Here is a 25,116-nt window from a genome sequence, read left to right as displayed (position 1 = left end):
AAAATAATTATATTTAATATTTCGTTACTCTTTTTAATCTGTGTAATCAGTGGCGAAATTTTTATTAATTGTATAATTTTAAAACTCTTTCAAAATCTTTTGATGGCAGACCTGCTTTCTCAAAAACTGTGAAGTCTTGTTTTGTTTTTTCTTTCCAGCTTAAACTGTCTGTAACATTTTGTGTCTGGTATTTTTTATAGATTGCTTTTGCTTCACTGTAATCATCACTCACTAAATAAACATGTGCCAGATTTAATTTTACCAATAACTCTGTGTCATCTAACTTTTCGCCTTCTTTTAGAAATTTTATTGCTTTTGCGTATTGCCTGGTCAAAATATAGCAATATCCAATAGAGCTATAATCGATCGCAGTTGCTTTTCCGTCATTAATAATGACATTCAGCTTTTGAATCGCTTCGTTGTATTTTTGCAGTTTTATTAAAATCGAAACCTGAGTTCTTAAGTCGTTGTAAACGTTTTTAGAAATATCAGCATCTTTATAACAGTTGTTTCCAAAGTCTTTATAAGCTTTATTTTTTTCTATTGGCAATAATTTCTGAAACTCGGAATAACGGTATTGTTTGCTGATTTTATCAAGTATACAAACACAAAAATCATCAGAATTGGCCATTTTCTGAGCCATCGTAGAAGTTTTACAAAGACTTATAATCTCATTTTTATTGTCCTGATTCCATCCTCGATTTAATTTTGTGTCTACCCATGGCACAACTTCTAAGACAATTTTTTGATTTAAAAGCCAGTTTTTGCTATGAAAACCAAACCAGATTGTATTGATGTCTTGTCCTAAACAAGATGATTTATCGAGAGATAATCGTTTAGCATCTTTACTCAGTGCAACTTCCTGAGCATAACATGCCTTATCAGTTTTACCATCTGCAACGTATTTCTTTGCATTTTCATTTGAAGTAAAAAGTGCATATGTACAGGTATCGTCGCCAGAAATTTTAGACATTAAAAAAACTGCTCCCGCAGATCCCTGGCTAATTCCGGTGGGATCGGGAATTGACTTTAATATTGAAACCAAACTATTTGACATTTGTTGATTTTCGTCTAAAAGTGTAATTCTATATACGATTTCTGTAGTGCCAACTGGTAGATCTTCTGTTTTTAGAAGAATTCTGTCTCGTGCCGAAACTATAATTTCCTTTGTTGTAGCGCGCTCTTTGTCCCAATAACCATCTTTTTGAGCGAAAGAATTGTATGATGATACAACGAAAAGAAATAAAAATATTTTCTTGAAATTCATTTTCTATAAATTTTAAAACCTAATTTGCTTTCAATATGTTTTCTGTAAATCTAACCCAATCATAATCCTTAATAGTTTTATCAATGTAAAAATCTGGCTGAATACCTTTTTGATCAACTTCCATATCTGGAATTCTTAAACTTTTTGAAAGCGAATATCCCAGTTTTAAATCTTTGCACGGAAAATCAACAAAATGCATGTTAGAAATATCCAAAACACCTTCTGTTGTAGTTCCAAAAAGTTTTACTTTTTTACTTTTTTGCTAAAAAGATTATTATGATTTTGATACTCAGTCAATCCCTTTTTGTCAATTACATATTGAAAACCGGCATCGTTTTCTTCGAAGTTTTTTTTGAGCCAGTTAAAATTATCTTCACATGAGCATTTTTGTGCAAAAGCGGCATTTGAAACAATAATAAAAACAAACAAGAAAACTGTCCTTAAATTCATACCTATGTAATTTGATTGGTTGATTGCATCATGCTTTTAATCCTTTTTTGGGCTTCTTCTTTTGTAATACCATCATAATAATCTTTTACAAAGGGATGCTCGGAATCTTTATGAGGGAAAATTTCAGGTCTGTCATTACCGGTTTTTGTAATAACTGTTGTTGTAATGCTTTCAGGAAATTCATATTCTGGAATATAACTCGAAAGCCAGCCAAAATATTGTGTTTCATGGTTTTCATTATCAAAGTTTTCAAGATAATCGTCAAAACTTTTTTCGCTTAATGAAACCCAAAAACCATATTCCAGGTTTTCGCAATGATCTTTTACTTTTTGAACTAGAACGACTCTTATAAATCGGTCAATGTCATTATCAGCATATTTAACGACACAAAAATCCTGATCAATTACTGCAATCTCTTCTTTTTCCTGAGGGGAAAGATTACTATAACTATAAGGGGAATTATAAGTTATTGCGGGCCAGCTTTCATGTTCTTTGCCGCAACAATCGCAAATGAATTTAATCGTATCGTTCATGTAAATTTCTTATGAAAACTAAAATTATAGCCCCGATAGAGGTGGTATCCTTTTTTGAGAAGATTTTTTATCTTCTCAAAAAAGATATAGCCGAAAGCGGGAAACAGCTCCTTAAAAAATTCTAAAAAGCCTGCCACGATCTTAATTATTACAATTCAATTGATTCTCCTATTTCAAGAAGCATCAAGTCTTTTCCTTTATCAAAAAATTGACGAATAGCATCTTCATGATTGATTTCGATGTAACCAAAAGTATCAAAATGATATCCAAGGATTTTGTCGCATTCAATAAAGTCTGAAGCAATAATAGCGTCTTCGACATCCATTGTAAAGTTATTTCCTATTGGCAGAATTGCCAAATCTAATTTTGTTCGCAACGGAATCAGTTTCATATCGAAGGTTAGCGCTGTATCTCCTGCGATGTAGATATTTTTATGTTCGCTTTCGATCACAAAACCACCGGGATTTCCTCCATAAGTTCCATCTGAGAAGGAGCTTGAGTGAATTGCGTTTACGTATCTTACTTTTCCAAAATCGAAATTCCAGCTTCCACCGTGATTCATTGGGTGCGCTTTTAATTCTCTTTGAGCGTAGTAACTTGTAATTTCGGCATTAGAAACAATCGTTGCATTGGTACGTTTTGCAATAGCTTCAACGTCCAGAACGTGATCGCCATGTGCATGTGTAAGCAAAATATAATCTGCTTTTAGTGTATTTATATCAATTGCCGAAGCCTTTGGGTTTCCTGTAATAAAAGGATCAACAAGAATGTGTTTCCCTCCCACTTCAATGCCTAATGATGCGTGTCCGTAAAATGTAATTTTCATTTTGTTTAAATTTTAAAGTTGAACTTTTGTTTTATCTTCCGCCTAAGAAAAGGTTAACAATAATGTCTGAAATCAACGAAATCATACATACTGTGAGTAAAATCGAAAGTAAAAATGTACTCAATGCGAGTATTTTTAATTCCGGATCTAAAAGCTTAGGATCTTGATTTTTATAAACGGTAATTAAATGTTTGGTTAAAGGTATATAAGCTAATAAAAATAAATACTGATCGAAATTATAATCGCTTAAAATGGCAAAAAGCACCACTGCTACCATAGCGGTAATGATAAGCGTAAAATGATATATTTTGGCTTTTGCCCCGCCCATTTTAACAACGATTGTGTTTTTTCCTGATTTTCGATCTGATTCTTCATCACGCATATTATTAAGATTTAAAACCCCTACGCTTAATAAACCAATGGCAACTGCAGGAAGAATTAAAAGCGGATCAATTTCTTTAGAATATAAAAAGTTCACTCCTAAAGTACTTACTAATCCGAAGAATACGAAAACAAACGCATCGCCTAATCCTTTATATCCGTAAGCAGAATTACCTACTGTATAGCGAATTGCTGAAACGATGGCAGCTATTCCCAGCAATAAAAAGAAAATTGAATAACCGAAATTGGTTTCGCCAAAGGCAAAATAAATTAAGGTAATGGCAGACAATAAAGTCAATACAGCTGTAATTGTTATCGCTTTTTTCATGGCCTGAGGTGTAATAACTCCACTCTGAATAGCACGCTTTGGCCCTACTCTGTCTTCGTTATCTGTACCTTTTACACCATCTCCGTAATCATTGGCAAAATTGGATAAAACCTGTAAACCTAATGTTGTTAATAATGCAAAACCAAAAATTTTCCAGCTGAATACTTCTGTCGGTGTATCAATGGTTGCGGTTGGATTTGAAAGCGCGTAAATACTTCCAACTATAATTCCGGAAACTGATAAAGGCAATGTGCGCAATCGTGCGGCTTCAATCCAATGTTTCATGCGTATTTTTTGTTAAATTTATTTTCAGGTTTCAAATTACGAAACCTGGAACTTGGAACTATTTTATTTTTTTATGGCAACCATTTGTTTTCGCCAAAGTTTGGTTTTCTTTTTTCTAAGAAAGCATTTCTTCCTTCTTTTGCTTCTTCTGTCATATAAGCAAGACGGGTTGCTTCTCCGGCAAAAACCTGTTGACCAACCATTCCGTCGTCGGTTAAATTCATTGCAAATTTTAGCATTTTGATCGAAGTTGGTGATTTTTGAAGAATTTCCTGCGCCCATTCGTATGCAGTATCTTCTAACTCATCGTGTGGAATAACAGCATTTACCATTCCCATATCCATAGCTTCCTGCGCTGAATAGTTTCTCCCTAAAAAGAAAATCTCACGTGCTTTTTTCTGACCTACCATTTTTGCCAGATAAGCAGATCCGTAACCACCGTCGAAACTAGTTACATCAGCATCTGTTTGTTTAAAAATGGCGTGTTCTTTACTGGCCAATGTCATGTCGCAAACTACGTGTAAACTATGTCCGCCGCCAACTGCCCAACCCGGCACAACTGCAATGACTACTTTTGGCATAAAGCGAATTAAACGCTGCACTTCAAGTATATTCAAACGATGTTGTCCGTCTTCGCCAACGTAACCCTGATGTCCGCGAGCATTTTGATCGCCTCCGCTGCAAAAAGAATAAACACCATCTTTAGTCGATGGCCCTTCTGCCGAAAGCAACACTACTCCTATCGAAGTATCTTCTTGTGCATCGTAAAAAGCCTGGTATAATTCTGAAGTTGTTTTAGGACGAAAAGCATTTCTAACATTTGGTCTGTTGAAAGCAATTCTTGCAACCCCGTTACATTTTTTATAAGTTATATCTTCAAATTCTCTGGCAGTTATCCAATCCATTTCTATTTGTTTTATTTTAAATAATTATAGTGTAAAAATAAAGCATTTTTATATTTTTACCTACTCAATTTAATTTAAGTCTGTGAGAAAATGACTTCTAATGTTAACAATTGGTGCCTGCCGACAAAAAATAACATTTTTTAACATTAGTTTCGAAAAATAATAAGTAATTTTACACCCTAGAAATCAATGAGATACATTTTATTTCGTCGATTTTAGATTGATTTTCTTTCACTGATTTATTAACCTAAAAAATGATTTTTTTGAGAAAATTTAAAAAATTTGTCGCTCATTTTTTTACGGTTTTTATTAGTAAACCCTTAAATAATGAGCAAATGATTTATTCATTTGTTGAAACTTCGAAAAGGAGAAAGTAACACCTAAGGTTAAATGCTGGAATTGTTTAGTAATTAGTATATAATTGATTACGAAAAGAGGAAAAAATGCTAACTAAAACTTTCTATAAGTTATTTTATCAAACCAAATGGACAACCGTGAACTTGATGTTTCGCTTTTAATATGAATGTATAGATTGTTTAAAGACATACCGATTCAGGAAGTAATTTCTAAAATTTTTAAAGCTGTTATTTTTTGAACGGATTCGAATTTATTTTATTTCTGTTTTTTTTTAATTACAATTTTTTTTTAAAACTAGAATAAAAAGGGAAAGGCTACTTGTAATGAGTAGCCTTTCCTGTTATTAGTTAAAACTCCAAATTCCAATATGAACGTTTATATTGGAATTTGATTTCAAATACTAGTTACTCTGATTAAGCAAACCTCGCTTAATCTTTTTCTCAGCAAATACAACATAGCGAACGGTTTCAACCATTTGGACACAATATTTTAGCACAACCCGTCCCCAAGGTTGAAACCTCGGGCTATGATTTAAATAAATTCCAAATTTTTTAAATTCCAAATTCCAATGTAAGCGTTAATATTGGAATTTGAGATAAAGTACTAGTTAAACTGATCAAGTAAATATCATTTAATGTTTTTATCAGCAAATACAACATAGCGAACGGTTTCAACCGTTTGAACATAATATCTTAGCATAACCCGTCCCCAAGGTTGAAACCTCGGGCTATGTTTTAAATAAATTCCAAATTTTTTAAATTCCAAATTCCAATGTAAGCGTTAATATTGGGATTTGTGTTCAAATACTAGTTAAACTGGTCAAGTAAATCTTGTTTAATATTTTTCTCAACAAATACAAACATAGCGAACGGTTTCAACCGTTTGGACACAATATTTTAGCATAACCCGTTCCCAAGGTTGAAACCTCGGGCTATGTTTTAAATGTGATGCAAATAAATTCCAAAATAAAAAATTTCCAAATTCCAATATAATCGTTAATATTGGAATTTGATCTTAAATACTAGTTACTCTGATCAAGCAAACCTCGCTTAATCTTTTTCTCAGTAAATACAAACATAGCGAACGGTTTCAACCGTTTGGACACAATATTTTAGCACAACCCGTCCCCAAGGTTGAAACCTCAGGCTATGTTCTAAATGTGATGCAAATAAATTCCAATATAAAAAATTCCAAATTCAATATAACCGTTAATATTGGAATTTGATCTCAACTACTAGTTAAACTGTTCAAGCAAATCTTGTTTAATCTTTTTCTCAGTAAATACAAGCATAGCGAACGGTTTAAACCGTTTGGACAATATTTTATCATAACCCGTTCCCAAGGTTGAAACCTCGGGCTATGTTTTAAATGTGATGCAAATAAATTCCAAAATAAAAAAATTCCAAATTCCATATGTACGTCTCGTATTGGAATTTGGAATTTTTTTATTTTGGAATTTTAATCTTTTTAATTGTTTTCTTTTACAAGATAAATCCCATCGTCTTTAATTTCAATGAGTTTGTCTTTATATAAAGCTCCAATCGCTTTTTTGAAAGTCTTTTTACTCATTTTCAGAACTGTTTTAATATCTTCCGGGTGCGAAGCGTCATTTAGACGTAAAAAACCGCGATTGGCTCTTAATTCGTCTAGTATCTTCTCTGCGTTTGGTTCAATACTCTGATAACCTTGTACTTGCAAAGCCACATCTATTTTATTGTCAGGACGAATATTTTTTATAAATCCTATCATTCTGTCTCCGGTTCTGATCGCGTCATCGTAAACTTCGTCTTTGTACAACAATCCTTTGTGCTGCTCATTGATAATCACATTGATACCTAATTCGGTAATATGCGAAACGATCAAATCAACTTCTTCTCCTTTTTCAACCGTCAGGTTTTCATTGCTTAAAAATTGATTCAATTTACTTGAAGCTACCAAACGATTGGTTTTTTCGTCCATGTAAAGGTAAACGAGGTAACGTTTTCCTTTTTCCATAGGGCGGGCTTGTTCCTTGAACGGAACGAGAATATCTTTTTCCATTCCCCAGTCCATAAAAGCACCAACCTGATTGGTGTAATTCACTCTTAAAAGAGCAAATTCATTCAATAAAATATAAGGTTCAAGTGTTGTTGCGACCGGGCGTTGTTCGTGGTCCAAATAAACAAAGACGATTAATTCCTCGCCTATTTCAAATTCATTGGGAACGTATTTATTGGGTAATAAAATATCGTGAATCCCTTCCGGATCTTCTTCAGGATTTCCTAAAAATAAACCAACTTTGGTATCACGTAATATAGTAAGGGTATTGTATTTTCCTATTTCAATCATATTCTTGAGATTCTAAGCTAAAAAGTAGCTGAGTTTTTAAAGTGCAAATGTACGAAGTTTGAAAATGGTACGACGAAAAATGTTTTGCATAAATAATGAAGAAAGATCTTTTTTCGGATTTCTCTTTTTTTAATTAAATTTGAGCATCTAAAATTAATTCCAAATCAATGAAAAAACCTCTTTTTTATTCTGTTTTTGCTTTTCTGTTTTTTACTCAGATTGCCCTTTCTCAAGTTGCCGAAGATCCGGAGATAAAAAAAATGATAACCGAAATTAAAGCCGAAAATCTGGAAGCGACTGTTCGTAAGCTAGTCTCTTTTGGAACAAGGCATACACTAAGTGATACTAAAAGTAAAACTAAAGGAATTGGCGCCGCACAGCAATGGGTGAAATCTGAGTTTGACAAATATGCTTTAGAGTCTAACGGAAGATTAACTGCTACAATTGATTATTTTACTGTAAAAGCAGATGGAAAACGTATCAATAAAGACAGTGAGCTTGGTAATGTAATGGCAACCTTAAAAGGAACTGATCCAAATGACAATCGTGTCCTTATTATAAGCGGACATCTTGATTCCAGGGTTTCAGACGTTATGAATATAAAATCAGATGCTCCGGGTGCAAATGATGATGCGTCAGGAGTTGCTGCTGTAATGGAACTGGCTAAAGTAATGAGTAAAAGAGCATTTTCTGCTACGATTATCTTTGTTGCTGTAGTCGGTGAAGAACAAGGTCTTATTGGTGCTCGTCATCTTGCAGAAACAGCCAAAGCAGCAAATTGGAATGTCATTGCAATGCTAAACAATGATATGATTGGAAATAGTCTGTCAAGCGGAACAAATTTGAGAGATAACACGCAAATAAGAGTTTTTAGTGAGACAATTCCGTTCATAGAGACTGAAGAGGAGGCTAAAATGCGTAAAGCAACAAATCGTGATAATGATAGTCCGTCGAGATTATTGGCGCGTTATATCAAAACTGCTACAGAACAATATGTAGATCAATTGACTGTGAAATTAGTATATAGAAATGACCGTTTTTTGCGTGGTGGCGATCATACACCATTCAGCCAGAATGGTTTCACAGCGGTTCGTTTTTGTGAAATGAATGAAAATTTCGATCATCAGCATCAGGATCTAAGAACAGAAAACGGCATTAAATATGGTGATCTCGTTGAATTTATGGATTTTGATTATCTAAGAAAAAACACCTGTTCTAATTTAGCCACTTTAGCCAACTTAGCATCGTCACCAAAAGCACCGATTAATGTAGGTATAGAAGTTAAAAACCTTTCTAATTCTTCGACTCTGTCCTGGAATGCTCCTGATGAAAAAGCACAATTTGGCTATCAAATTTTGATGAGAGAAACGGCATCGTCTCATTGGGAAAAAACTTTTTTTGTAAAAGATACAAAGGCAGAAATACCCTATTCTAAAGATAATTACTTTTTTGCTGTTCAAGCGGTTGATGCTTTAGGACACGCAAGTTTACCTGTATTCCCTATTCCAATTCGTTAAGTATAAAATATAAAAGCGCCAATAGGCGCTTTTTTTATTATAGAAATATACTCTGATATTTTCTGTATTGTAATATAAAATCTTACGTTAGCTCTTTAAAATATTGTTTTAGAACAACATCATTTTCAAAAGTTGGTGTAAAAATTTCTAAGATACACGGTTTATCATTCGCTTCGTATAACGCTTCGATATTCCTGGTTAGAGAATCTTCATTAGTTGCCGAAAAATAATTCATCTGATACATCTTAGCCAAATGTTCAGCTGTTAAGTTATGAGAAGTTTCGAAAAAAGTATTAAAAACGGGCTTCTCTTCATGTCCCGGAAGAATTCTAAAAATGCCTCCTCCTCCATTATTAATTAAAATAATTTTGAAATTTTCAGGAATATAAGAATTCCACAAGGCATTGCTGTCGTAGAGAAAACCAATATCTCCGGTAATAAATACAGTTTGTTTTCCACTTCCAACAGCAGAACCGATAGCCGTTGATGTACTTCCGTCAATACCACTTGTTCCTCTGTTGCAAAAAACTTCTATAGACGGATCGATATCTATTAATTGAGCATAACGAATTGCAGAACTATTACTAATTTGCAATTGACTTTGTATAGGTAAACTCTCAATTACTTTTTCGAAAACTTTGAAATCTGAAAACTGAATTTTACTAAGATATTCGTTTCTTCGAATTTTTCTTAACTCATAAATTTTATCTGTTTCGGCAAAATAAGTACTTTCTGTAAAAGCGGTTTTAGCAAGCAATTCTTTGAAAAAATCATTGGGCTGCATCACAAAATGCTGCGTTAAAGCACTAAAAGTGTCATATGCGCGCAAAGTATCAATATGCCAATGTTCTTTTGGTTTGTATTTTCGTAAAAATGCCTTGATTCGTTTAGAAACGATCATTCCGCCAAAAGTAATTAAAATTTCCGGCTGAAAAGCTTTAAAATCAGCATCATCAAATGGCGTAATTAAAGTATCTATACTATTAATAAAACTTGGATGATGCAAATTTGATGTTGTTTCTGTCAATACAACAATTGACGGATCATGGGCTAAGTTATCTATTGTTTCCTGATCAATACTATTTGCTTCATCAACGCCAACAAGAACAAGCTTTCTTTTGGCTGAATTCCAAAGTGAAGTAAAATCTTCTAAATTTTCGATAATTTTTGTACCTATAATTTCCTCCGAATGTGTGATTTTTGATTGTACAAAAAGTCTATCAACCATTTCGTATAATGGTTCTTCGAATGGAGCATTAATATGAACCGGACCTTTTTGAAGAATAGCGGTTTCGATTGCTTTATTGATTTTTAAATCATTTTCAACAGAAGCATCTTCGGTCAAATTAGCATTGAAAACAGAATGGTTCTGAAAAACATTCTCCTGACGAATCGTTTGCCCGTCGCCAATATCAATCTTGCTTTGAGGACGATCTGCAGAAATCACGATTAATGGTATCTGGCTGTAAAATGCTTCTGCTACAGCAGGATAATAGTTCAACAATGCAGATCCTGAGGTACAAACAATTGCAGTTGGCAATTTGGTTTGTTGTGCAATTCCCAGTGCAAAAAAAGCTGCACAGCGTTCGTCAGCGATGCTGTAACATTTAAAATCAGGATTTTGAGCAAATCCTATCGTTAAAGGTGCGTTTCTTGATCCCGGAGAAATTATAATATTGGTGATTCCTTTTGCTGAACAAATTTCGATAATGCTTTGAGCAAGCGCTATTTTGGGGTAAATCATTATTATGTCGTATTACTATTGTAAAGAAATCTAAAAGTCAAAGATTTCTTTTTGATACTACAAAGTTACAAACTTCGCGGTGGATTTAACTTATAAATAGGAAGATATTAAGGCTGTTTTTAGAAAAAGGGGATATATTTGTAAAACAGATTTTTTAATAAAATAAACTCGATATGCGTTTCTTCTACCTATTTTTTCTTTGTCTTTCCTTGCAAATCGCAAACTCTCAAAATCAGTTTGTTCCAGTTGATGTACCGTATAAAACAGCGATAGAAAATGCAAAAATTCAGGGAAAACCTCTTTTTGTAATGCTTTATGCTGATTGGTGCCCACATTGTAACCAAATGAAAAAAGAAGTATTTAGTGATCCTTCAGTAATGGATTTTTTAAATAAAAATTACGTTTGCGTTTGGAAAAATGTAGAAAAAGAAGAAGGAATTGCGCTAAAAGATAAGTACAATACTAAATCATTGCCTACATTTTTATTTATAGATCCAAAAACTGAAACGCTTTTATATGCTTTAAAAGGAGAATCAAAAAAAGCAGATTTTCTGACCGAAGCTAATTATGCTTTGAATTCAAGAATGCAATTGCCTTATTTAGAAAAAGAGTTTCTTGCAGATCCAGGTAATTCAAACAAATTTTTCGCCTATTTAAATACATTGAAAAAAGGAAAAGATCGTACTGATTTGTCTATTCCGACTCATATTTACCTAAATACACAATCAGATGCTCAGTTGGTTAGCGAATTGAACTGGCGCGTGATTGCAAACGGAGTCACGGATATTAAATCAAGAGAATTTCAATATGTTTTGAATCACCAAAAGGATTTTGCGGCGGTAGCTTCTCAAAATCGTATTGATCGCAAAATCGAAAGTATCGTTAATGAGTCTCTCCGTCCTTATGTTGATAATTTAGATACGATAAACTATTATAAACAAAGAGAAATAATAAAATCTATTCGCTTGCAAAAAACAGATTCTCTCGTTTTTAAGTTTGATTTAACTTTAGCAGAAAGAACTGAAAAATGGGATTTTTATAAAAAAGTGACGCTGGAAAATACAGAAAAGTTAGTTTGGAATGATGCCAGTTTCCTTAAGGATATCGGACAAACGTATTTGAAACATATTTCAGATGCTGAAGCATTGAAAAAGGCAATTTCGTGGGTAAAACACTCTATAGAGTTAAACGATTCTTATGATGGGAATTTACTTTTGGCAAGACTTTACAATAAGATAAAAGATAAAAAATCAGCTTTAAAGTATGCCAAAGATGCTAAGGTTATTGGTGCCGAAATGGGCTGGGGCACTAAAGATGCAGATGATTTATTAGCAGAACTCAATAAGAAATAGGATTGAATTTCAATAATTATCCCAAAGCGTACTGTGCCAAGTAAAATTTAAAAAAAACAACAATTAAAATAGCCATGAATACACGAATTAATTTTGCTAACTAATTTGTGTATTCGCAGCAAAAAACTATCAAAAAAACCATGAACGTAATACTTAGACCGGCAACAACTAACGACTTAGAAAAAATCTTAGAAATTGTAAATCATTCAATTTTACATACAACTGCAAATTATAATTATGACATTCAAACTCTTGATATACAAACAAAATGGTTTGAAGATAAAACAGCTAAAAATCTTCCCGTTGTCGTTGCTGAGTTAGATAAAGAAGTGGTTGGTTTTGGGAGTTATGGTCAATTTCGTGAAAAAATTGGTTATCAATACACAATCGAACATTCCGTTTATGTAGTTGATAATATCATAGGAAAAGGTATTGGGTCGAAACTATTGACGGAATTGATTCGTCTGGCAAAAGAACAAGGTTATCACGTAATGATTGGCGCTATCGACGCTGATAATGCAGGCAGTATCGCTTTTCACGAAAGATTTGGTTTTGTTGCAACAGGAACTATTCGTGAGGTTGGTTATAAATTTGATCACTGGCTTGACTTAGTCTTCATGCAATTGATATTGAGATAGTAGGATGGCACGCGGATGATACGGATTCGCTTATACGAAAATACTGATGGACGCGGGTTTTATTCTCATTTTTAATACAAGAAACTCTATCTCCAAAAACGCTAATCTTTATCGATCAGCTAGTATGATTTACTGCGTCTGTCGCTATCACGCAGGTCTCCTTCGTAGAAATGACAAGATTATGATAAAATCTATATAAATACATTATTGTAAATGCGCAATGGAGTTCGCAAAACTAAGTTAATACAAAGCTTTGTGAACTTTACAATTTTATAAAAGCCCAGAGTAAAAAAACTTAGCGTTCTTTGCGGTAAATTTTTTCCTCTCCACAGGTTTTCATATTGATTCATCTTAAATATGCTAAAAAATTAGCATAACTAAAAAAAATCCACAAACTTGAAAATTCAAATTTGTGGATTTTTTGGTTGAGATAGTTATTAATTAACTTTTTATCCAATTGATTACTTCAGGTTCTGTAACTAAAGTTCTTGGTTTAATTACTTTAACCAATTCGCCCTTTTCGTTGATTAGGTATTTCTGAAAGTTCCATTCAACTTCAGAATCCTGTAAACCATTTTTAGATTTTTGCGTCAGGAATTTATATACTTCGCACATATCATCTCCTTTTACAGAAACTTTATCCATCATTGGGAATGTTACACCGTAATTTTGCTGGCAGAATGTTTCGATTTCTTTGTTTGTTCCCGGTTCTTGCGAGGCAAAATTATTAGCAGGAAAACCTACAATTACAAAACCTTTGTCCTTGTATTCTTTGTAAATTGCTTCAAGATCTTTGTATTGAGGTGTTAAACCGCATTTTGAAGCTGTGTTTACAATCATTACTTTTTTACCTTTTAAAGAAGCGAAATCGAATGTATCTCCTGATAAATCCTGAACCTTAAATTGGTAGATGTTTTCTTTTGCCATGACCTTATCTGTTTTAGATACTTTATTTTTACTCGTTTGAGCCTGAAGTTGCGAGCTTAACAATAAGACTGCCCCAAAAGCTATTAATGCTATTTTTTTCATCGTTTAATTTTTTATAAAATTAGTTAAAATCCGTTTTCTTTAAATACTTTGATTGCTTTATTTTTATTAAACAAAAGTTAAATAAAAAATTGAAGCCTAGCGTTAATCAGACGCTAGGCTTCCCCCCATACAAACAAATCAAACCATGAATTAATTGTTGTTTTTTATTTTATTCTGTTAGTTAAAATTATAGTTGATGTCTCTCTGTTTATACTGAAAATTATTTTTAGAATCATATAACCTTAATATATATCTTATCTAATCTTTTTTATTGGCGTTTATTATTATGAGTGTAAATTGGGCATTTAATATTCTATTCATTTTCAGTTTGGAAGTCCGGAGACACCAACTATTTTTTTATTTTAACCTACCTGATTAAAATTTGAATATTTATTTTTTACAATATTATTTTTGAAATCATTACCAGTAAAGCTTGTTAATGCAAGAACGGTCGTTAAACCAACAACCAATATTTTTAAATTATTTATCTTAGTCATGACGCTGAAATTTTATTTATTGAGATTTGTTTTACTTTTTTATTATCTGATTGATAATAAATTTTATGCTCTCTCATCATGATAAACACCTCCATATTTTAAAATTTGAGGTTGTTTTCTTTCCTTCTGCTATTTTTCAAAATTATTATGTGATGTTATAATAGCATTTACGTAACTGGACTACTTTTGGTTTTCAAAAAATGAAAAAAAAGCAATATTTATTTTAAATGCTTTATTTTCCTAGGTTTAAGCCTGTTAAAAAAATTCTATTTTTCAAGAAAAAATAAATTATCTTTATCTCAGGTTACACATTATATACTTGTTACACATTATATACTTGAAAATTTTGTTTAAGCTTAAAAATCCACATCTATGAGTCAGGAAGAATTATTAGTTTTAATTTACAAGAAAGACGAAAGAGCTTTTACCCATTTGTACGATATGTACTCAAAAAGTTTGTTTTCGGTCATCAATGTTCTTATAAAAAACCGTGAAGAGGCAGAAGATGTTTTGCAGGAAGTTTTTGTCAAAATCTGGAAAAACATTGATTCTTATAACGAGAGTAAAGGTCGATTTTATACCTGGATCCTTAATATTGCCCGAAATACGTCTATCGATAAATTAAGATCTAAAAATTTTAATAACAGTCAAAAAAACCTTTCTTCAGATAATTTCGTAAATCTGTTAGACGACAGTAATAAACTTACTAATAGAATTGATACAATTGGAATTCAGGAATTTGTAAAAAAATTGAAACCAAAATGTATTGAGATTATTGATTTATTATTTTTTAAAGGATATACCCAACAAGAAGCTTCAGAAGAATTGGCAATGCCATTGGGAACTATCAAAACGCAAAACAGAAACTGTATTAACGATTTACGTAATTATTTAAAAATATAATGGAAGCACAAGAATATATAGAATCAGGAATTCTGGAATTATATGTTTACGGTTTATTGACCGAAACTGAAAATCTGGAAATAGCCGAAGTAGCTAAAAAGAATGTTGAAGTTGATCAGGAAATTATTTCGATAGAAAAAGCGATTGTCGCTTTATCGTCAAGTTTTTCGCCTTTTCATTCGGTAGCTAATTTCGAAAAGATAAAAGCTCGTTTAGAACTCAAACATGGCAAGGTTGTCGATATGAAACCAGCATCAAACTGGTCTCAATATGTGGGTTGGGCTGCGGCTGTATTGTTGCTTTTAGGCCTTGGATATCAGACATTAGAGCTTACAAAAACAAAAGAAGTGATCAGTGCTGTTGGTACGGAGAAAAATAAAATCGAGAGAGAATATGCTTTCTTAGACCAGCAAAATAAGGAAACGGAAAAAAACTTAACAATTGTTAGAGACATTAAAAATACTGGCGTAACACTTGGTGGTCAGGCAGTTTCTCCTAATTCATTTGCAAAAGTATATTGGAACAAGGAGACGAAAACCACTTATATTGATGCGGCGGGTTTACCAACACCTCCAAAAGGAATGGTATATCAGGTTTGGTCTTTAAAATTAAGTCCTGTTCTTACGCCAACAAGTATTGGTTTACTGGATAATTTTGAAGGAAATAATCAAAAAATATTTGCAGTAAGCCAAACAGATTCAGCAGAAGCTTTTGGTATTACTCTTGAACCTGCAGGAGGAAGTTTAACTCCTACAATGACGCAATTGTATACATTAGGAAAAGTTTAAAACTAAATTTAGCATAAATATCTGAGCGCATATTAATTTATTTTAATATGCGCTTTTTTATTATTTTTAATACAGATAACTACCACTAAACCAAAACCAGTTAAATCATGAACGGAACTTTGATTTTACGACTTGCAGTTGCTATTATTCTTCTCTCCCACTCTGTTTTGGGGATATTTAATAACGGAATTAATGATTTTGGGAATTTATATCTCAACCAGATTGGTTTTGCTCCTTTTGGTGTTGTTATCGCCTGGCTAATTAAATTGTCGCATATTATAGCTGCAATACTTTTAGTTTTGAATAAATATATTAAGCTTGCCGGATTTGTAACTATTTTTGTACTGATAATGGGAATTATACTCGTTCATTTTCAAGAAGGCTGGTTTGTTGTTGGCGGCGGAAGAAACGGTATGGAATATAATTTTTTACTCATTATTGTTTTACTTGCGATTATGTATCCTCAAGGATTTGCAAAAAGCACAATCAAATAAAATATAACTGAGAATGGAGATCATCTGTAAAAATTGCCATCAAACTTACAAAGGGCATTATTGTAATAATTGTGGCCAGCCTGCAGAAACGCATAAAATAAATGGGCATTTTTTATGGCATGATATACAGCATGGCTTATTGTATTTTGACAAAGGGATTCTTTATTCTTTAAAGCAATTATTTACAAGGCCCGGAGATTCTGTCAGGGAATTTATCGAAGGAAAGAGAGTGAATCACTTTAAACCTTTGTCTCTGGTAGTGATTTTAGCTACACTTTACGGTGTTCTGTATCACTACTTTAATATTAATTCATTATCAAATACAGCAAATAATGATTTTAATTATAATAAATTCAACGAATGGATGTCTACGCATTTTTCATGGATAACAATTGCTATAATTCCTTTGTTTACCATAGGAACTTATATTTGTTTTAGAAAGCAAGGCTATAATTTTGTCGAACTTTTTGTTCTGAATACTTTTAAGGCTTCTCAAAAGCTTTTTTCACATCTCTTATTATTTCCGTTGCTGATCTATTATAATGGAACACCTGAAATTCAAAAGGCTACAAGTTTTATTTATGCAATTGATATTGTCCTGACAATGTGGACTAATATTCAATTTTTTAATAAAATATCAAAAATCAAAGCATTCTTTTTATCGGTATTAAGTCACATCATTTTTTTAATTTGTTTTTTAATAATCATGGCTATTATACTGATAGTGACCGGTAGACTTTTTTAAAATATTCTTAAATAACAAAATTATAACATTTTTTTTCTTTTTTTACTTCAATCTATATCGTAATATTGCAATATAAAAATAAAACGATGGGGGCTACAAAATCAGATCACTTTACAGAGAAACAAAACGAGTTGGCTATTTTGACGAAAGCATTGGGGCATCCGGCAAGAATTGCCATTATAGAATATTTGCTTAAGGTAAATACCTGTATTTGCGGCGATATCGTAAACGAATTACCGCTTTCGCAGCCAACAGTTTCTCAGCATTTAAAAGAATTAAAGAATGCAGGACTCATAAAAGGAAATATTGAAGGAAATGCGATATGTTACTGCATTAACGAAGTTGGCTTTGAAAAAATCAAAGTTTTCTTTACGCAAATAGACCTTCATTTAGAAAAAAGAAAAAACGAATGTTGTTAACCATTAAAATAAATTATTATGAAACTTTCAGAAATTAAAAACATACTTACTACTGTTGAAGCAGTAAATTTTCAATTACCGGATGGAAACTTTGTTCCGGAATATTTTCATGTAACCGAAGTAGGTTTGGTGACCAAAAACTTTATCGATTGTGGCGGAGTTGTACGTAAAGAAACTGTAGTGAACTTTCAGCTTTGGGATGCAAACGATTACGAACATCGTTTAAAACCTAAAAAATTAGTACATATTATAGAACTGTCTGAAAAAGTTTTGGGAATTGAAGATTTTGAAATAGAAGTCGAATATCAGAATAATACCATTGGCAAATATGATCTGGGTTTTAACGGAAAGGATTTTCTGTTATTAAATAAAACTACAGCTTGTCTGGCTATGGATCAATGCGGAATTCCGTCTGAAAAACCAAAACTTAAACTGACTCAATTAAATACGGATGATGCTAATTCCTGCACACCTGGAGGAAGTTGTTGTTAAATTTTAAAAGATTATAAAATGCAGGATCAGAACCCTTTATTTCCAAAAATTCAATCTTTAGTTTTGTCTTTTGATTTTACAGTAATTTCTAAAGATCGTAAAGATACATTGCAGCCACTTGTTGAGTTTGTTCAGTCGAAATTTGACTATCAACAAGAAATCAGGTTGAATTTAATTTGTACACATAATTCGAGAAGAAGCCACTTAGCACAAGTTTGGGCGCAAACCGCGGCTCATTATTACGGAATTGGAAATATTTTTTGCTATTCTGGCGGAACCGAAGCTACTGCGTTATTTCCTAAAGTTACTGAAACATTAGAAAAATCAGGTTTTAAAATTAAGGTGCTTTCTGAAGGAAATAATCCTGTTTACATGATAAAGTTCTCTGAAAATGAAATTCCGGTTATAGTTTTTTCCAAAACTTATGATGATGATTTTAATCCTCAAAATAGATTTGCCGCTATCATGACCTGTTCTCAGGCTGATGGCGGCTGTCCTTTTATAACTGGGGCAGAAAAAAGAATTGCGATTACTTATGAAGATCCAAAAGATTTTGATAATACTATTGAACAAACCGAAAAATATCAGGAACGCAGTTTGCAAATTGCCACTGAAATGTTTTATGTTTTCTCTCAAATAAAAAAATAATATGACTGTTAATCATTGCTATCCTGTAGCGGAAAGAAAAAAATTAAGTTTTCTTGATCGTTTTCTAACGCTTTGGATTTTTATCGCCATGGCTATTGGTGTTTCGATTGGTTACTTTTTTCCATCAAGCGGAAATTTCATTAATTCGTTTTCCAACGGTACAACTAATATTCCGTTGGCTATTGGACTAATTTTGATGATGTATCCTCCATTAGCAAAAGTGAAGTACGAAAAAATGGGAGAAGTTTTTAAAAATACGAAAGTATTGGGTGCTTCTTTATTTTTAAACTGGATTATTGGACCAATTTTAATGTTTGCTTTAGCGCTCTTATTTTTAAAAGATTATCCTGAATATATGATCGGGTTAATCTTGATTGGCTTAGCGCGTTGTATTGCAATGGTTGTAGTCTGGAATGATTTAGCAGATGGAAACCGGGAATATGCTGCCGGCTTAATTGCTTTAAACAGTATTTTTCAGGTTTTACTTTATAGTGTTTACGCTTATATATTTATCACTGTCCTGCCACCCTATTTTGGATATACAGGTTTCAATGTTACTATTAGCATTTTTCAGATCGCAGAAAGTGTTGGAATTTATTTAGGGATTCCGTTTGCACTTGGAATTATAAGCCGTTACGGATTAATAAAACTTAAAGGTGAAAATTGGTTTCAAAATAAATACATTCCATTTATTTCTCCTGTTACTTTAATTGCATTATTATTTACTATTGTTCTCATGTTTAGTTTAAAAGGAGAATTAATTGTTGAGATTCCGATGGACGTGATTCGGATTGCAATTCCATTAATGCTCTATTTTGGATTAATGTTTGTGATTAGCTTTTTTACCGGAAAGTATTTTGGTGCTGATTATTCTAAAAGTACTGCAATTGCTTTTACGGCTACCGGAAATAATTTTGAATTGGCAATTGCCGTTGCTATTGGTGTTTTTGGTATTAATAGTGGTCAGGCATTCGCAGGTGTTATTGGTCCTTTAGTCGAAGTTCCTGCTTTGATAGCTTTGGTAAATGTTGCTTATTGGTTTAGGAAGAGATATTTTTTGTAAGAGATTCTAAGGCTCTGAGAGTTTAAGTTGCTAAGTTTTTTTTTAGATTTTGGTTCTTTCGTATTCAACTATTGCCCAATGTCATTAGGTTAGGCTTTTTAGTAAATAAAATTAATCGCACAAAGGCGCAAAGTTTAAACACAATCTTTCATTCGGCCGATAGAGCCGAGCGATAGTGAACAGACGCAGTAAATCACACTCGTAACTCTATAAAGATTGGCGAATATCTGAAAGCAAATACTAGTGCGATCTCTCCTTGGTCGAGATGACAAACTTTGCTATTACTTCTCTGTCTTTTTACTAATTCCTTAACTTAATGACATTGAACTATAGTCCGAGGTTTCAAAAGGATGCGGATTATGATAATGTAATTTATTATTATGTGTTATTCATATAATACCTTCAAACGGTTAAAACCGTTTGCTATGTTCAAAAGATGGCATTTTTATTTTTAATCAGTATTAGCTACTGGCTTTATTTTACAGGTTTTGTTTTATTTCTTTACTTTTAATATGGTATTATAAAAACGAATATCCTAGCCCTGATAGTAGTGGAAATCCTTTTGCTTTTTTCTTTAAAAAGCAAAAGATTGGAACGAATAGCAGGAAATAGCTCCTAATGTGAAAGTTTCAAATTTCTATTGATAAAAACGACAAAGGTTCAACTTGACAGCTGAACCTTTTATTATTATTAACCCGTTGGGTGTAATTAAAAAAACATATATTTCGACGCGGATTTGACGGATTCGTTATCACGAAGACACGGATTTAAACGGATCTTTTTTAAATTCTATATAAAAATCTGCGAAAATCTGCGTTTTGCAAAGCAAATCTGTTTTATCCGCGTTCTAATTTATACGGTTTGTATTTTTAACTTAATTGCACCCAACGGGTTATTATTATTATTATTTAATCCAGGTCAGAAAAACCAAATTCTTCTTCCATTTCCAATAAATCTGATTTTGTTGGAATAGAAACAAACAAAGGATAATCTTCAGATAAATTTCCCTGATTGTCAGTATAGTACCATATTAATTTTCTGTTATTCTCATAGATAATCCAATTATTATGGTCCACGACTTTTTGCCAGTCTTTTGTTTTTATTTCTTCCAAAAATTCTAATAATTCATCCTGATCCATATCATAGATCGCTCCTGAAAATTCATATCCTCCTTCTGCACATTGGCCGTATAAGATCATTTCTATGAAATGAGAAAGTAAAATTTCCTCAGAGTGCCATTTAGCATCTTCTGCATTTTGAATTTGAAAAACTAAAGGATTCCCGTCCGGGCTTTCTAAACTAATCCCCCAATAACATACCCCTTGATTTTCTTCTAAAAAGACTAATTTTTCATCTTCAAAAAATAAATCTTCAGGTTGAATAAAACGTTGAAATGAAGACATGAAAATATCCAGTTTTCCCACAGCCAGATAAAACTCTTTTAAGGCAACTGGAATTTTTTGCCCTAATTTAATTTCTGTTTTATGGATTGTGTCGCTATCAAAACCATCTTTATTGGTTAGTGAGCGTCCTAATAATTTTTCTGCGATATCTTTTATCATAACTTTAATGACTTTTAAATCATAGGATCAAAAATAACAAATCCTAAATGTTTTCTTATTTTATAAGAGGCAAATTTTAATCTAAAAAAAAGGTTCAACCGTTAAGTTGAACCTTTTTTACGAATTAATAAAACTCCTTATTTACTTATTTTTTCTTTTTATAATACTTGCGGTATTTTGGATAGGTCAGGATTCCAATAAGCGAAATAGTTCCTAATGAATACCAGGTCCAGCTCAATGAATGTGCGTCTCCACTTGCATATGAGTGTAATCCTACCAAGTGAAAGTTTACTCCGTAATAGGTAAACAAAATTGAAACAAAAGCGTACATACTCATTAAATTAAAGAACCATTGTCCTCTTAACGAAGGAACAAAACGAGCGTGAATTACAAAGGCATACACCATAATCGAAATTAAAGCCCATGTTTCTTTTGGATCCCATCCCCAGTAACGTCCCCAACTTTCGTTGGCCCATTGTCCTCCAAGAAAGTTACCAATAGACAACATGATCAGACCAATCGTCAAGGCCATCTCGTTGATGTACGTAATTTCTTTGATATTCAAATCCATTTTGGCTTTGTTTTTCTCGTTGGTAAAGAAGATCAGTATCAACGATACAAAACCTAAAATCATTCCCAATGCAAATGGTCCGTAACTTGCTACAATTACTGCTACGTGAATCATTAACCAATAAGAGTTCAAAACCGGCTGCAGGTTTGCGATTTCAGGATCGATCCAGTTTGCGTTTGCTGCCATGAAAATCATAGAAGTAACAAATGCTGCTGATGCAACGGTAAGTTTTGATTTTCTGTCGAAAGCTAACCCAAAGAACATCGTTGCCCATGCTACATACACAATTGCTTCGTAAGCATTACTCCAAGGTGCGTGACCTGAAATGTACCAGCGGGCTATTAATGCGACTGTATGAAATGCAAATATTATCCCGATTAATACATGAAAACCGTTTACTGTTATGCGTAAAAACTTTTTATCGAAGAAAACATTAAACAAGGTAAAAATCAACATAAAAATTCCGGCAAGAGAATACCAATAGAACATCTTTGGTAAAATGTTATACGTATTATAAGCAATCTCAAGATCGATTTTTTTATCGCTTGGACGCACTTTACTTCCAAATTTCTTCTGAAAACCATTAATACTTTCTACCAAATGATCAGCAGTTTTAAAATCTCTTGAAATAGATCCGTTGTTCAAAGCACTAAAATACATTGGTAAAATCTGCTTGACATAAGTAGAATCCATTCCTTTTAATCCTGCATTTTGCAGTTCTAAATAAGAAATCCATTTATTGTTTGGATCGTTTGGAATCGGGAAAATTTTAAGAATACTTCCGCTTAATGCAGATTCCATTAAATTTACTTTTTTATCAGTTTCGATAAAATCTTTTTCAAAACTGTTTGGATTCCCTGCTTTGTAAGCCGCGTCTAAATAAGGAGATAATTTGTAATTTCCGTTTTCATCAAAGAATTTTACAAATGGTACCAGTTTTGCTTTTCTGTCTACGCCAATGATTTTACGAATACTATCATCTTTTGTATTTAAATAAATAAGCGGAACCTGGATCCAAACCTGAGCGTATTGCGTCATCGACAAGAAAACCTGATCAGAATTCATTCCGTTATACGTATCGCTCTGGCTTACTTTTCTCAACAATTCAGATGAGAAAGTGTTAATAGGTTTCATTCTACCACCGGCATCCTGAATAATCAGGCGGCCAAATTTAGCGGCATGTTCTACCGGAGCTTTGTAAATCGTCAACAGTGAATCTATTTGTTTCTGGCTTGGCGCTGCAGTTACATGATTGGCATGATCGTTAGGATCTGCAGGCGCATGATTATGATTGTGATCATGATCATCACCTGGTGTGTGAACGTGTGGCGCCTGAGCAAAACCACTAAAACTTAGCATTAAAATCAGGATCGTAATTAGTTTCTTCTTTTTTACATTCTCTAATTTGCGTTTTAGATCAGCAAAACGTGAATGTTTGGTAAACATAATCGCCATCAAACCAAAGTATAACATAAAATATCCTAAATAAGTAATAGAAGTTCCCCAGAAATCGTGATTTACAGACAATACTGTTCCTTTTTCGTCCGGATCAAATGAAGATTGAAAAAATCTGTATCCTTTATAATCTAAAACGTGGTTCATATAAATGTCAGCATCAAAAGTTTCGGTTGAATCCTGAACAGTTACTTTACTTTCAAAAGCGGAATAGCTTTTCTCTGTTCCTGGATATTTTGTTGCAATAAAATCATTTAATTTTATTTTAAAAGGCAGGATATATGTTTTACTTCCGTAGAACAAGCTATACTCTACTTTACCAATTTTTACAGTTTGTGGCTCCCCTACACTACCTTTAGAACCTAAAAGTCTTACTTCTTTTTCCTGACCGTCCGCTTTAATTTTTACAATTAAGGCATCGTGATGCGTTTTTGCTTTAAAGTCATTGTTCGATTCATAATCTACAACTCCTCTTACTGCAGGATCCGGGAAAACAATTCTAATATCTCCAATACTATATAAAGAACGCATCATAAGTGGCTGTACATTGTCTTTGGTAACAGCACCTTTTAATTTATCAGCCATTCTCATAAACTCTCCTTCAAAAGGAGTCTGAATAGTATATTTATCACCAGTGGTATTAATGTTGATTGCGCCATCAGTTGGTTTATTCAAAGCAAATAATACATTATGAATATTCTGAACTTCTCCTTCTTTCAGGAAATGCTCTTCACGTCCGCCAGCACCCGCTTCAACAAGTTTAAGGTATAAAGTCCCTTTTGGGTCCGGTTTTATCGTTTCTTTTGCTCCCATAATATAATTAACATAACTCACTTCAAAAGGAGTTTCGTCAAATTTACCTGAAAGTGTAAAATTGTTATTTGTTACAGGTGAAAACAATAACGCTTTATCAAAAGATCTGCGTTTCATTTCGCCTTTATATTCTCCGTCTGCAAAAACAGTTAAGAATGTTTTGTCTGAGTACACTTGGTTTTCGGCAGCACCTTCACGAATTGGCATCATGCCTTCGTAGCTGATGTAACGCGTAATAAATGCTCCTAAAAGAATAAAAATAAAGGCAAGATGCAGTATAAGCGTTGCCCATTTTTCTTTTTTATGCAATTGGTAGCGTTTGATGTTTCCGAAGAAATTGATCATAAAAAACACCATTATCGCTTCAAACCACCAGGTATTATAAATTAAAATTCGGGCTGTATCTGTATTGTACTTACTTTCGATAAAAGTACCAACACCCATTGCGATTGCAAATGTTAAAAAAAGAACAGACATTAATCGTGTAGAAAACAAAAAAGAGAATATTTTTTTATCCATTTTTGAGGAATTACATTGTATAAAAGTGGCACAAAAGTACTTAAAAATGTTGAGTTCCAATATTTGAACTTTGTTAATAAAAACTAAAAAACAAATCGGCATTACAGTTAAATTCGCAAAAATGTACGCTTAATTTTACAAACCAATATTGAGTGATATTTATTAGAGACTTTGTTATTAGATGAAGATTTATAAGTTCTTTATAAT

General features: G+C 32.7%; 24 protein-coding genes. 11 read left to right on the top strand and 13 right to left on the bottom strand.

The genetic code is table 11. The features are described from left to right. Positions 1-64 precede the first annotated feature (64 nt). The 8 genes from NJT12_RS04755 to NJT12_RS04720 all read right to left on the bottom strand — a co-directional run bounded on the left by NJT12_RS04755 (position 65) and on the right by NJT12_RS04720 (position 7,660). On the bottom strand, positions 65-1,267 hold the full coding sequence (locus NJT12_RS04755) for a tetratricopeptide repeat protein (RefSeq protein WP_271334757.1): 1,203 nt from the start codon (positions 1,265-1,267) through the stop codon (positions 65-67). Between the two features lie 19 nt (positions 1,268-1,286). Next, the gene (locus tag NJT12_RS04750; RefSeq protein ID WP_271334756.1) at positions 1,287-1,481 is read right to left on the bottom strand and encodes a hypothetical protein; all 195 of its coding nucleotides are present in this window, start codon (positions 1,479-1,481) and stop codon (positions 1,287-1,289) included. A 29-nt stretch (positions 1,482-1,510) separates the two neighbouring features. After that, positions 1,511-1,717: a hypothetical protein gene (locus tag NJT12_RS04745; protein WP_271334755.1), complete on the bottom strand. Its 207-nt coding sequence runs from the start codon at positions 1,715-1,717 to the stop codon at positions 1,511-1,513. A gap of 2 nt (positions 1,718-1,719) precedes the next feature. After that, complete coding sequence (locus tag NJT12_RS04740) at positions 1,720-2,250, bottom strand: DUF2199 domain-containing protein (protein ID WP_271334754.1); 531 nt, start codon at positions 2,248-2,250, stop codon at positions 1,720-1,722. A gap of 148 nt (positions 2,251-2,398) precedes the next feature. Continuing rightward, positions 2,399-3,076 carry a metal-dependent hydrolase gene (locus NJT12_RS04735; protein ID WP_271334753.1) on the bottom strand — a complete coding sequence of 226 codons (678 nt, stop codon included), beginning with the start codon at positions 3,074-3,076 and terminating at the stop codon, positions 2,399-2,401. Between the two features lie 31 nt (positions 3,077-3,107). Beyond that, entirely contained in the window at positions 3,108-4,070 is a 963-nt protein-coding gene (gene menA / locus NJT12_RS04730) for a 1,4-dihydroxy-2-naphthoate octaprenyltransferase (RefSeq protein ID WP_271334752.1), read from the bottom strand. A 71-nt stretch (positions 4,071-4,141) separates the two neighbouring features. Then, positions 4,142-4,975 carry a 1,4-dihydroxy-2-naphthoyl-CoA synthase gene (locus NJT12_RS04725; RefSeq protein WP_035681238.1) on the bottom strand — a complete coding sequence of 278 codons (834 nt, stop codon included), beginning with the start codon at positions 4,973-4,975 and terminating at the stop codon, positions 4,142-4,144. A 1,824-nt stretch (positions 4,976-6,799) separates the two neighbouring features. Beyond that, positions 6,800-7,660 carry a CvfB family protein gene (locus tag NJT12_RS04720; protein ID WP_271334751.1) on the bottom strand — a complete coding sequence of 287 codons (861 nt, stop codon included), beginning with the start codon at positions 7,658-7,660 and terminating at the stop codon, positions 6,800-6,802. A 167-nt stretch (positions 7,661-7,827) separates the two neighbouring features. Between NJT12_RS04720 and NJT12_RS04715 the strand changes: the two genes are divergently transcribed. Next, a complete protein-coding gene (locus NJT12_RS04715; RefSeq protein WP_271334750.1) occupies positions 7,828-9,177 on the top strand; it encodes a M28 family metallopeptidase in 1,350 nt (449 codons plus the stop codon). 82 nt (positions 9,178-9,259) lie between these two features. On the opposite strand, the gene menD is transcribed toward NJT12_RS04715, so the two are convergent. Then, on the bottom strand, positions 9,260-10,921 hold the full coding sequence (gene menD / locus NJT12_RS04710) for a 2-succinyl-5-enolpyruvyl-6-hydroxy-3-cyclohexene-1-carboxylic-acid synthase (protein WP_271334749.1): 1,662 nt from the start codon (positions 10,919-10,921) through the stop codon (positions 9,260-9,262). Positions 10,922-11,094: 173 nt separating this feature from the next. On the opposite strand from menD, the gene NJT12_RS04705 reads away from it, so the two are divergent. Next, entirely contained in the window at positions 11,095-12,273 is a 1,179-nt protein-coding gene (locus NJT12_RS04705; RefSeq protein ID WP_271334748.1) for a thioredoxin family protein, read from the top strand. Between the two features lie 140 nt (positions 12,274-12,413). Then, on the top strand, positions 12,414-12,911 hold the full coding sequence (locus tag NJT12_RS04700) for a GNAT family N-acetyltransferase (RefSeq protein ID WP_271334747.1): 498 nt from the start codon (positions 12,414-12,416) through the stop codon (positions 12,909-12,911). 441 nt (positions 12,912-13,352) lie between these two features. Here the strand turns inward: NJT12_RS04700 and NJT12_RS04695 are convergent, their stop codons facing one another. Both NJT12_RS04695 and NJT12_RS04690 read right to left on the bottom strand, forming a co-directional pair. After that, complete coding sequence (locus tag NJT12_RS04695; RefSeq protein WP_271334746.1) at positions 13,353-13,940, bottom strand: glutathione peroxidase; 588 nt, start codon at positions 13,938-13,940, stop codon at positions 13,353-13,355. 362 nt (positions 13,941-14,302) lie between these two features. After that, positions 14,303-14,437 carry a hypothetical protein gene (locus NJT12_RS04690; RefSeq protein WP_271334745.1) on the bottom strand — a complete coding sequence of 45 codons (135 nt, stop codon included), beginning with the start codon at positions 14,435-14,437 and terminating at the stop codon, positions 14,303-14,305. A gap of 372 nt (positions 14,438-14,809) precedes the next feature. On the opposite strand from NJT12_RS04690, the gene NJT12_RS04685 reads away from it, so the two are divergent. The 8 genes from NJT12_RS04685 to arsB all read left to right on the top strand — a co-directional run bounded on the left by NJT12_RS04685 (position 14,810) and on the right by arsB (position 19,989). Beyond that, complete coding sequence (locus NJT12_RS04685) at positions 14,810-15,340, top strand: RNA polymerase sigma factor (RefSeq protein WP_068840691.1); 531 nt, start codon at positions 14,810-14,812, stop codon at positions 15,338-15,340. After that, on the top strand, positions 15,340-16,128 hold the full coding sequence (locus NJT12_RS04680; RefSeq protein WP_271334744.1) for an anti-sigma factor: 789 nt from the start codon (positions 15,340-15,342) through the stop codon (positions 16,126-16,128). Before NJT12_RS04685 ends, NJT12_RS04680 begins: the two co-directional genes overlap by 1 nt. Positions 16,129-16,235: 107 nt before the next feature. Next, complete coding sequence (locus NJT12_RS04675) at positions 16,236-16,622, top strand: DoxX family protein (protein ID WP_271334743.1); 387 nt, start codon at positions 16,236-16,238, stop codon at positions 16,620-16,622. A 13-nt stretch (positions 16,623-16,635) separates the two neighbouring features. Further along, positions 16,636-17,367 carry a DUF3667 domain-containing protein gene (locus NJT12_RS04670; RefSeq protein ID WP_271334742.1) on the top strand — a complete coding sequence of 244 codons (732 nt, stop codon included), beginning with the start codon at positions 16,636-16,638 and terminating at the stop codon, positions 17,365-17,367. An 86-nt stretch (positions 17,368-17,453) separates the two neighbouring features. Further along, positions 17,454-17,786, top strand: a complete 333-nt coding sequence (locus tag NJT12_RS04665; protein ID WP_271334741.1) for an ArsR/SmtB family transcription factor — start codon at positions 17,454-17,456, stop codon at positions 17,784-17,786. A gap of 18 nt (positions 17,787-17,804) precedes the next feature. After that, the gene (locus tag NJT12_RS04660) at positions 17,805-18,278 is read left to right on the top strand and encodes a DUF6428 family protein (protein WP_271334740.1); all 474 of its coding nucleotides are present in this window, start codon (positions 17,805-17,807) and stop codon (positions 18,276-18,278) included. Between the two features lie 18 nt (positions 18,279-18,296). Further along, the gene (locus tag NJT12_RS04655) at positions 18,297-18,926 is read left to right on the top strand and encodes a low molecular weight phosphatase family protein (RefSeq protein ID WP_271334739.1); all 630 of its coding nucleotides are present in this window, start codon (positions 18,297-18,299) and stop codon (positions 18,924-18,926) included. 1 nt (position 18,927) lies between these two features. Continuing rightward, positions 18,928-19,989, top strand: a complete 1,062-nt coding sequence (gene arsB, locus NJT12_RS04650) for an ACR3 family arsenite efflux transporter (RefSeq protein WP_271334738.1) — start codon at positions 18,928-18,930, stop codon at positions 19,987-19,989. Positions 19,990-20,897: 908 nt separating this feature from the next. On the opposite strand, the gene NJT12_RS04645 is transcribed toward arsB, so the two are convergent. Continuing rightward, a complete protein-coding gene (locus NJT12_RS04645; RefSeq protein WP_271334737.1) occupies positions 20,898-21,551 on the bottom strand; it encodes a hypothetical protein in 654 nt (217 codons plus the stop codon). A 145-nt stretch (positions 21,552-21,696) separates the two neighbouring features. After that, positions 21,697-24,909, bottom strand: a complete 3,213-nt coding sequence (locus tag NJT12_RS04640) for a cytochrome c biogenesis protein CcsA (RefSeq protein WP_271334736.1) — start codon at positions 24,907-24,909, stop codon at positions 21,697-21,699. Positions 24,910-25,116 lie beyond the last annotated feature (207 nt).

It is taken from the genome of Flavobacterium azizsancarii, assembly GCF_027980145.1.
Taxonomy (GTDB): Bacteria; Bacteroidota; Bacteroidia; order Flavobacteriales; family Flavobacteriaceae; genus Flavobacterium; species Flavobacterium azizsancarii.
The sequence above is the reverse complement of the archived record's forward strand: the minus strand, read 5'-3'. Positions and strand labels throughout refer to the sequence as shown.

Bases quoted from the DNA above. Each gene is read 5' to 3' on its own strand.
- NJT12_RS04670 (WP_271334742.1), top strand. From the start codon at position 16,636: ATGGAGATCATCTGTAAAAATTGCCATCAAACTTACAAAGGGCATTAT.
- NJT12_RS04665 (WP_271334741.1), top strand. From the start codon at position 17,454: ATGGGGGCTACAAAATCAGATCACTTTACAGAGAAACAAAACGAGTTG.
- NJT12_RS04675 (WP_271334743.1), top strand. From the start codon at position 16,236: ATGAACGGAACTTTGATTTTACGACTTGCAGTTGCTATTATTCTTCTC.
- NJT12_RS04700 (WP_271334747.1), top strand. From the start codon at position 12,414: ATGAACGTAATACTTAGACCGGCAACAACTAACGACTTAGAAAAAATC.
- NJT12_RS04685 (WP_068840691.1), top strand. From the start codon at position 14,810: ATGAGTCAGGAAGAATTATTAGTTTTAATTTACAAGAAAGACGAAAGA.
- NJT12_RS04740 (WP_271334754.1), bottom strand. From the start codon at position 2,250: ATGAACGATACGATTAAATTCATTTGCGATTGTTGCGGCAAAGAACAT.
- NJT12_RS04705 (WP_271334748.1), top strand. From the start codon at position 11,095: ATGCGTTTCTTCTACCTATTTTTTCTTTGTCTTTCCTTGCAAATCGCA.
- NJT12_RS04725 (WP_035681238.1), bottom strand. From the start codon at position 4,975: ATGGATTGGATAACTGCCAGAGAATTTGAAGATATAACTTATAAAAAA.
- NJT12_RS04655 (WP_271334739.1), top strand. From the start codon at position 18,297: ATGCAGGATCAGAACCCTTTATTTCCAAAAATTCAATCTTTAGTTTTG.
- NJT12_RS04715 (WP_271334750.1), top strand. From the start codon at position 7,828: ATGAAAAAACCTCTTTTTTATTCTGTTTTTGCTTTTCTGTTTTTTACT.
- NJT12_RS04735 (WP_271334753.1), bottom strand. From the start codon at position 3,076: ATGAAAATTACATTTTACGGACACGCATCATTAGGCATTGAAGTGGGA.
- NJT12_RS04640 (WP_271334736.1), bottom strand. From the start codon at position 24,909: ATGGATAAAAAAATATTCTCTTTTTTGTTTTCTACACGATTAATGTCT.
- NJT12_RS04695 (WP_271334746.1), bottom strand. From the start codon at position 13,940: ATGAAAAAAATAGCATTAATAGCTTTTGGGGCAGTCTTATTGTTAAGC.
- NJT12_RS04755 (WP_271334757.1), bottom strand. From the start codon at position 1,267: ATGAATTTCAAGAAAATATTTTTATTTCTTTTCGTTGTATCATCATAC.
- NJT12_RS04690 (WP_271334745.1), bottom strand. From the start codon at position 14,437: ATGACTAAGATAAATAATTTAAAAATATTGGTTGTTGGTTTAACGACC.
- arsB (WP_271334738.1), top strand. From the start codon at position 18,928: ATGACTGTTAATCATTGCTATCCTGTAGCGGAAAGAAAAAAATTAAGT.
- menD (WP_271334749.1), bottom strand. From the start codon at position 10,921: ATGATTTACCCCAAAATAGCGCTTGCTCAAAGCATTATCGAAATTTGT.
- NJT12_RS04645 (WP_271334737.1), bottom strand. From the start codon at position 21,551: ATGATAAAAGATATCGCAGAAAAATTATTAGGACGCTCACTAACCAAT.
- NJT12_RS04680 (WP_271334744.1), top strand. From the start codon at position 15,340: ATGGAAGCACAAGAATATATAGAATCAGGAATTCTGGAATTATATGTT.
- NJT12_RS04745 (WP_271334755.1), bottom strand. From the start codon at position 1,717: ATGAATTTAAGGACAGTTTTCTTGTTTGTTTTTATTATTGTTTCAAAT.
- NJT12_RS04660 (WP_271334740.1), top strand. From the start codon at position 17,805: ATGAAACTTTCAGAAATTAAAAACATACTTACTACTGTTGAAGCAGTA.
- NJT12_RS04720 (WP_271334751.1), bottom strand. From the start codon at position 7,660: ATGATTGAAATAGGAAAATACAATACCCTTACTATATTACGTGATACC.
- menA (WP_271334752.1), bottom strand. From the start codon at position 4,070: ATGAAACATTGGATTGAAGCCGCACGATTGCGCACATTGCCTTTATCA.